Source organism: Aquabacterium sp., assembly GCF_035476535.1.
Lineage (GTDB): Bacteria > Pseudomonadota > Gammaproteobacteria > Burkholderiales > Burkholderiaceae_C > Pseudaquabacterium.
Genome location: NZ_DATILJ010000334.1, coordinates 1 through 8113, shown reverse-complemented (window position 1 = coordinate 8113; position 8113 = coordinate 1). Strand labels below are relative to the sequence as shown.

Annotated in this window: 7 protein-coding genes; all 7 read left to right on the top strand. The window is 66.9% G+C overall.

Going from position 1 to position 8113, the window contains the following annotated elements; genetic code table 11:
* Positions 1–166 (top strand): substrate-binding domain-containing protein (locus VLK61_RS32300; RefSeq protein WP_414636903.1); only part of this gene is annotated, 166 nt, incomplete at its 5' end.
* Positions 167–237: 71 nt separating this feature from the next.
* Positions 238–3174: a TonB-dependent receptor gene (locus VLK61_RS31970; RefSeq protein ID WP_325427770.1), complete on the top strand. Its 2937-nt coding sequence runs from the start codon at positions 238–240 to the stop codon at positions 3172–3174.
* Positions 3168–4634, top strand: a complete 1467-nt coding sequence (locus tag VLK61_RS31965) for a glucoamylase family protein (RefSeq protein WP_325427768.1) — start codon at positions 3168–3170, stop codon at positions 4632–4634. The genes VLK61_RS31970 and VLK61_RS31965 overlap by 7 nt, the downstream gene beginning before the upstream one ends.
* Positions 4631–5917, top strand: coding sequence for a sugar ABC transporter substrate-binding protein (locus VLK61_RS31960; RefSeq protein WP_325427766.1), 1287 nt, complete (start codon positions 4631–4633; stop codon positions 5915–5917). Before VLK61_RS31965 ends, VLK61_RS31960 begins: the two co-directional genes overlap by 4 nt.
* Complete coding sequence (locus VLK61_RS31955) at positions 5914–6795, top strand: carbohydrate ABC transporter permease (protein WP_325427764.1); 882 nt, start codon at positions 5914–5916, stop codon at positions 6793–6795. The genes VLK61_RS31960 and VLK61_RS31955 overlap by 4 nt, the downstream gene beginning before the upstream one ends.
* Before the next feature lie 54 nt (positions 6796–6849).
* The gene (locus tag VLK61_RS31950; RefSeq protein WP_325427762.1) at positions 6850–7671 is read left to right on the top strand and encodes a carbohydrate ABC transporter permease; all 822 of its coding nucleotides are present in this window, start codon (positions 6850–6852) and stop codon (positions 7669–7671) included.
* The coding region (locus VLK61_RS31945) for a hypothetical protein (protein ID WP_325427760.1) at positions 7668–8113 on the top strand (446 nt) is incomplete at its 3' end. The genes VLK61_RS31950 and VLK61_RS31945, both read left to right, overlap by 4 nt.

Below are 8113 nucleotides of genomic sequence, written 5' to 3'. Positions count from 1 at the left end.
CTACGTCAACCCGCCGTTGACCACCGTGCGTGCGCGCATCACCGAGCTCGGCGCGCTGGCGCTGGATCGGCTGGCCTCGTGCATCGAAGAGCCCGAGCACTGCACGCCGCAGCACCAGATGCTGCGCGCCGACCTGGTGATTCGCCAGTCCACTTCCGGACGCTAGCACCAGATCAGCACGGCCACGTGAGTCTTTCTTTCGTTCGAACGACAGCCAACACAAGACAGGAGACAGGCATGACGACGATACGCACAGGTTTTCACCGCAGCGCCGTGGCGGCCGCGGTGGTGCTGGCGCTGGCCGGCGCCGCACAGGCACAGCTGAGCAGCGCCACGATCCAGGGGCAGATCACCAGCGGCACGGCGGCGGCCCAGGCCGGTCTGCCAGTGACGGCGGTGAACACCGCCAACGGCAACACCTATCGCACGACAACCCGTGCCGACGGCAGCTATGTGCTGCCGGGTCTGGCCCCGGGCGTCTACGAGATCCGGGTCGATGCGGCCGGCGGTGCGCAGAAGTCGCAGCGCATCACGGTGCAGGTCGGTGAAACCGCGTCGGTCGACCTGGCGCTGGGCGCCGCCGGCCAGCAGGTGACCATCGTCGGCACGCTGCAGCGCAAGGATGTGCGCACCAGTGAAGTCGGCACGTCGGTGTCGCGCAAGCAGATCGAAGCGCTGCCGCAGGTCACGCGCAACTTCCTGTCCTTCGCCGACATGGCGCCGGGCGTGCGCTTCGATGTCGACCAGGGTAGTGGCCAGACTACGCTGAAGTCCGGCGCGCAGAACCAGGACAACGTCAACGTCTTCATCGACGGTGTCGGCCAGAAGAACTACATCCTGCGCGGTGGCATCTCGGGCCTGGATTCCACCCGCGGCAATGCCTTCCCGCAATCGGCCATCGCCGAATACAAGGTGATCTCGCAGAACTACAAGGCGGAGTTCGACCAGGTCTCCAGCGTGGCGATCACGGCGATCACCAAGTCAGGCACCAATGAGTTCCACGGTGAGGCCTTCATCGACCGCACCGGAGCCAACTGGACCGCGGCGGATCCCTTCGAGAAGAAGGCTGAAGCCGCTGGCGTGAAGCGTCCATCAACCAGCCAGAAGCAATATGGCTTTGCACTCGGCGGACCGATCAAGCAGGACGTGCTGCACTTCTTCGTCGCCTACGACGGCAAGGACATCGAAGAGCCACGCCAGGTGATCGCGCAACGTGCAGACCAGTTGCCCAATGCCGGCATCGTGCCCGGCCTGCTGGCGCGCCAGGGCAGCACCAAGTCGACCTTCCAGGAGAACCTGCTGCTGGCCAAGCTCGACGCCCAGATCGCTGACGATCAGAAGCTCGAGTTGTCGGTGCGCTATCGCGACGAATCCGATCGTGTGCCGGAAGACAAGCTGATCAGCCTGCCCGGCAACGAACTGGACCGCGAGAACACCGAGAACCGGGTGACGCTGAAGCATGAATGGACCCGCGGCGATGTGCTGAGCGAAGCGAGGCTGGGCTACGAGGACTACACCTGGAATCCGCATTCCGCAGCCAACACGCCGCTGGTGCGCTACCTGGCGTCGCCCACCAACAACATCAACAACATCGGCGACGTGTTGCTCGACGGCGGCTCGCCCAACATGCAGCGGCGTCAGCAGAAAGGCGTCTTCGTCTCCGAGGACCTGACCTTCACCGGCCTGGCCGGCCACACGATGAAGGGCGGCGTCAAGCTCAAGGACCTGAAGTTCGCCCTCTCGGGCACCTTCCGAGGCGTCGATTCTGTGCGCACGATCATCGACAAGGTCACGGGCCAGCCGTACTACGACCCCGGCAATGTCAGCTGCCTGGGTACGTCGCAGGAGACGATCAACGGCCGGATTCTCAAGTCCGACCAGTGCCAGATCGACCCGGCCGTCACGCCGGTGGGTGTGAGCTTCAAGAACCAGCAGATCGGCCTGTACTTCCAGGATGACTGGAAGCTCAGCAAACAGCTCGAGCTGAACCTCGGCTTGCGCTGGGACTACGAAACCAATGCGCTGAACGACGACTACGCCACACCCGCTGACCGCGTGGCCGCGCTGCGCGGGCTGGACGGCGTGCGCGCCAACATCACGCCGGCACCCGGTCAGACCTACGCGCAGTCGCTGGCCAAGGGCGGCATCGACATCGAGCAGTACATCTCGAACGGCAACAGCCGCAAGGCCTTCACCGGTGCGTGGCAGCCGCGCGTGGGCTTCAGCTATGACCTGACGGGCGACCGCAGCTCGGTGATCTTCGCCGGCGCCGGCCGGGCCTACGACCGGGCGATGGCCAACCATGCACTTGACGAGATGCAGAAGAACGCGCAACCCAACGGCGAGATCTGGCTGATCAAGAACGACCACAAGATGCCGTTCACCGACCAGTACACGCTGGGGCTGCGCCAGGCGGCGGGTATCTGGAACACCGAGGTGGCGTTGAGCCGCAGCCATGCGAAGAACCAGTTCAACTGGTTCGGCGGCAACCGGGATCCGAACGGCGGCTTTGGCACGCAAAGCTCGATCGACCCGCTGTGGGGCGGACCGAACGGCTACGGCACGCTGGTGCTGGGCGACTTCGTCACGCAAGCCAAGACCGACATGCTGTACCTGAAGGCCGACAAGCCCTACACCACGGACTCGGGCTGGGCCGTGTCGGTGGCCTACACCTACAGCGACGCGAAGACCACGCATCGCAGCTGGACCAACGACATCTTCAACTGGACCTACGGCAAGTCGACCGCTGGCTGGAACCCGTCGCTCGATGTCGACAAGCACCGGCTGGTGGCCACCGGCTTGAGCGACAAGCTGCTGCCTTGGGGCGTGCTGCTGTCGGGCAAGCTGACCTATGCGGCTGGCCGCATCCGCCAGCTCACTGACTGTTCCGCAGGCTTCAACAACTGCGTCTACCGCGTCGGCGACAAGGACGACTTGACGCAGTTCGACCTCGGCGTGGCCAAGAGCTTCAGCCTGCCGCTGGGCAAGGTGTCTATCCGCATCGATGTGCTCAACCTGTTCAACACCGTGACTTATGGCGGTTATGACGACTGGGTCGGCGGCCCCGGCAATCCGAAGAACTACCTCGGCGGCGACAACGCCAACCTTGGCGTTCCCAACAGCCGCGGCGCCCCGATGCGCACCTACAAGCTGGGACTCGCCTACTCGTGGTAACGCGGCGTGATCTGCTCGCGCTGCTGCCGGCCACCGCTGCATCGCTCGCGCTGGCGGGCTGTGCCGGCCTTGCCACCGCCCCGGCCCGCACCGCGCCACGGGTCGGCGGCAGCCTGCCCAGCGACGAGGCCTTGCTGGCCGACCTGGAGCAGCGCACCTTCCGCTATTTCTGGCAGACCGCCAACCCCGTCAACGGCCTGAGCCCGGACCGCTGGCCCGGCACCGCGCCGATGGCCAGCGTGGCCTCGGTGGGCTTCGCGCTAACGGCTTATGTGGCTGGCGTCGACCGCGGCTTCGTCAGCCGCACCGAGGCGCGTGACCGCGTGCTGGCCACCGTGCGTTTCTTCGCCGATGCGCCGCAGGGTCCGCAGGCCGCGGGCATGACCGGCCACCACGGCTTCTTCTACCACTTCCTGCACATGCAGACCGGCGCGCGCTTCAATGCGAATGTCGAGCTGTCGACCATCGACACCGCGCTGCTGCTCGGCGGCATGCTGTGCGCGCAGGCCTACTTCGACGGCGAAGATGCCGCCGAGGCCGAGATCCGCCGCCGGGTCGACCAGATCTACGGCCGCGTCGACTGGCCCTGGGCGCAGCGCCGGCCTGGCTTCATCTGCATGGGCTGGACGCCGGAGTCGGGCTTCGAGCGCTTCATCGATTACACCGGCTATGACGAAGCCATGCTGCTGCTGCTGCTGGCCATGGGCTCGCCGACGCATCCTGCCGACGACACCACCTGGACCGCCTTCACGCGCACCTACAGCCGATCCTGGGGCGGCTTCCTGGGCTACGAGCATCTTGGCGGCTCGCCGCTGTTCTTTCACCAGTACTCGCATGTCTGGGTCGATTTCCGCGGCATCCAGGACGACTACATGCGCCGGCGCGGGCTGGACTATTTCGAGAACAGCCGCCGCGCCACCTTGTCGCAGCGCGCCTACGCAACGCTGAACCCCGGCGGCTGGAAGGACTACGACCAGAACGTCTGGGGCCTCACCGCCTGCGACGGCCCCGGCATGCTGAAGCTGCCGGACCACAGCGGCCGCATGCGCCAGTTCTTCGACTACCGCGCCCGCGGCGCCGGGCTGCAGGAGACGGTGGACGACGGTACCGTGGCGCCGACCGCTGCGCTGAGCTCCTTGCCCTTCGCGCCCGAAGTCGTGGTGCCGGCGCTGCGCGAGTTGCGCCGCCGTTTTGGTGACACCATCTACGGGCGTTATGGCTTCCTCGATGCCTTCAACACCAGCTTCACCGCAGCGAATGCGCCGATCGGCAACGGCCAGGTCATCCCCGGCTTCGGCTGGGTCGACACCGACTACCTGGGCATCGACCAGGGGCCCATCGTCACGATGATCGCCAACCACCGCAACGGCCTGATCTGGCAGACGATGCGCAAGAACCCGCACCTGCGCCGAGGTTTGGAGCGTGCCGGGTTCCGGGGTGCTTGGCTGGCGGGCGCATGACACCGCTGCCGGATCGCCGCCGCTGGCTGCAGCGCGCCGGTGCTGCGCTGGCGACGGGGCTGGCCGGGTGCACGCCCCAGCCGTCGACGGTGCTGTCGTTCTGGGCCATGGGCCGCGAAGGCGAGGTCGTCGCGCAGCTGATGCCCGAGTTCGAACGCCGCCATCCCGGCGTTCGGGTCAAAGTGCAGCAGTTGCCCTGGACTTCGGCGCATGAAAAGCTGCTGACGGCCTTTGCCGGCGATGCCTTGCCGGACCTGGCGCAACTGGGCAACACCTGGGTGCCCGAGATGGTGGCGCTGAAGGCGCTGGAGCCCCTGGATGGGCGGGTCAAGCGATCGGTGGTGGTGGATCGGGCCGACTACTTCACCGGCATCTGGGACACCAACGTGATAGCCGGCACCAGCTATGGCGTGCCCTGGTATGTCGACACACGACTGTTGTTCTACCGCCGCGACCTGCTGGCGCAGGCCGGCTTCGATGCGCCGCCGAACACCTGGGACGAATGGCGCGCGATGATGCGCGCGATTGCCAAACTGAGGCCCGGCCAGCGTGCCATCGTGCTGCCGCTCAATGAGTTCGAACCGCTGCTGGCGCTGGCGCTGCAGCAGCCTGACACCTTGCTGCGTGACGCTGGCCGGCGCGGCAATTTCAGCAGCGCGGGCTTCCGGCGCGCACTGGCCTTCTATGCCGAGATGTTCGACCAGGGCTGGGCGCCGCTGCAGAGCGAAACGCAGATCGGCAACGTCTGGCAGGAAGTCGGCCGCGGCACCTTCGTGTTCTACATCTCGGGTCCGTGGAACATCCAGGAGTTCAAGACACGGCTGCCGGCCGCGCAGCAATCGGCCTGGATGACGGCGCCGCTGCCGGGGCCGGACGGGCCGGGTGCGTCCACCGCCGGTGGCTCCAGCCTGGTGATGTTCCGGCACTCGCGGCAGAAGGCCGCGGCGTGGCAGCTGATCGAGTTCCTGTCCGAGCCGGCGCAGCAACTGCGCTTTCGGGAACTCACCGGCGATCTGCCGCCGCGCCGCGCCAGCTGGGCCGCGCCGGCGTTGCGCGACGATGTGCATGCGCGGGCCTTCCGCGAGCAGCTGGAGCGTGCCAAGCCGTCGCCCGCGGTGCCGGAGTGGGAGCGCATCGCCAACGAGATGCAGCACGTCGCGGCGCGCAGCGTGGCCCAGCGCGTGCCGCCCGATGTGGCCGCGCGCGAGATCGACGCGCGGGTGGATGGCTTTCTCGAAAAGCGCCGCTGGATGCTCGACCGGGCTGCGAAAGCAGCGCCGTGAACAGGCAGCTGGCCGCGTGGAGCTTCGTTGCGCCGGCGCTCGCGGTGATCACGCTGTTCTTCGTCGGCCCGGTGATCGCCGGCCTGGCCCTGAGCCTGACCGACTTCGACCTGTACGCGCTGGCCGACCTGGGCAACCTGCGCTTCGTCGGCTTCGCGAACTATGCGCAGGTGCTGCAGATGCCGCTGTTCTGGAAGGCGCTGGGCAACACCGTGTACTTCGTGCTGGTCGGCGTACCGCTGTCGATCGCCGTGTCGCTGGGCTGCGCGCTGCTGCTGAACTCGAAGCTCGCGCACTTCAAGGGCTTTTATCGCACGGCCTTGTTCGCGCCGGTGGTCACCACGGTGGTCGCTGTCGCGGTGATCTGGCGTTATCTTTTCCACGAACGCTACGGCCTGGTCAATGCCGCACTGAACGGCATCGGCCTGCCGGCGCCCGACTGGCTGGGCGACCCGGCCTGGTCGATGCCGACCATCATCCTGTTCGCGGTGTGGAAGAACTTCGGCTACAACATGATCATCCTCATCGCCGCGCTGCAGGCGATTCCCGAAGACCTGTACGAAGCCGCGCGCATCGATGGGGCCGGCCGCCTGGCGCAGATGCGCCACATCTCGCTGCCGATGCTGGGGCCGACGCTGCTGATGGTCAGCGTGCTGACGATGGCCGGCTACTTCCAGCTGTTTGCCGAGCCCTATGTGATGACGCGGGGCGGGCCGCTGCAATCCACCGTCAGCGTGCTCTACCTGATGTACGAGGAAGGCTTCAAGTGGTGGAACCTGGGCTCGGCCTCGGCGGTTGCGTTCCTGCTGTTCGTGCTGATGGCCGTGTGCACGCAGGGCCTGCTGTGGCTGGCCCGGCGGCGGGGAGCGCAGGCATGAAGGCGCCAAGACACGAGGTGGTCGCTTGAAAGCGCCGAGACACAAGGTGGTCGCTTGAAAGCGCCCGTGGCCGCCATCGCCGTCAACGCCGCGCTGGCCTTCATCGCGCTGTCGACGCTGGCACCGCTGTTGTGGATGCTGTCGGTGTCGCTGATGGCGCCGGGCGAGGCCAGTGCCCAGCCGCCGCCGCTGCTGCCGGCCAGCCCGACACTGGCCAACTTCCACACGCTGTTCACGCGCGCCGGCATGGGCCGCTACTTTTTCAACAGCCTGCTGGTGGCGTCGGCGCTGACGCTGGTCTCGGGCGCCTTCAACGTGATGGCCGGCTACGCCTTCGCCAAGTTGAATTTCAAGGGCCGTGCGCGCCTGTTCGCGCTGCTGCTGACGACGCTGGTGATCCCCGCGCAGGTGGCGATGATGCCGCTGTTCCTGATGCTCAAGGGCATGGGCCTGGTCAACACCTACGCGGGCGTGCTGGTGCCGGGGCTGGCCAGCATCTTCGGCATCTTCCTGGTGCGCCAGTACGCGATGACGCTGCCCAACGACCTGCTGGAAGCCGCGCGCATCGACGGCGCCAGCGAGTGGCGCATCTTCACCGCGGTGGTGGTGCCGCTGCTCAAGCCGATCATCGTGACGCTGGCGATCTTCACCTTCCTCGGCAGCTGGAACGACTTCATGTGGCCGCTGATCGTGCTGACCGACAGCGAGCGCCACACCTTGCCGGTGGCGCTGGCCGCGCTGTCGCGCGAACGGGTGCAGGACAACGAGCTGATGATGGCCGGCTCGGTCGTCACCGTGCTGCCGGTGCTGGCGCTGTTCCTGGCGATGCAGCGCTACTACATCCAGGGCCTGATGGTCGGGAGTGTCAAGGGATGAGGTTCTGGGGCTTCCTGCTGGTGGCCTGTGTGCTGCCGGCCACCGCGCAGGCGCAAACCGCCGCTGCACCCGTGTTGATCGACGGCTTCGAGGACCTGTCGACGTGGCAGGCCAGCGCCAGCGACCAGGTGAAGCTCAGCCTGCGCGCCGCGCCCGGCGTGCGCGGCAAGGCGCTGTGCCTGGCCTACGACTTCAACGGCGTCGCCGGTTATGCGGTGGCGCGCCGCGCGCTGCCGCTGCAGCTGCCAGAGAACTATGTGTTCGACCTGCGCGTGCGCGGCGACGCGCCGGCCAATCAGTTCCAGATCAAGTTCGTCGATGCCAGCGGCGACAACGTCTGGTGGATGAACCGCAGCGACTTCACGCCGCCGCATGAGTGGCAACAGCTGAAGGTCCGCCGGCGCCAGATCGATTTCGCCTGGGGGCCGACCGAGGACAAGCA

Excerpts from the sequence above, each read along its gene's own strand:
- VLK61_RS31970 (WP_325427770.1), top strand. The coding sequence starts at position 238 with ATGACGACGATACGCACAGGTTTTCACCGCAGCGCCGTGGCGGCCGCG.
- VLK61_RS31960 (WP_325427766.1), top strand. The coding sequence starts at position 4,631 with ATGACACCGCTGCCGGATCGCCGCCGCTGGCTGCAGCGCGCCGGTGCT.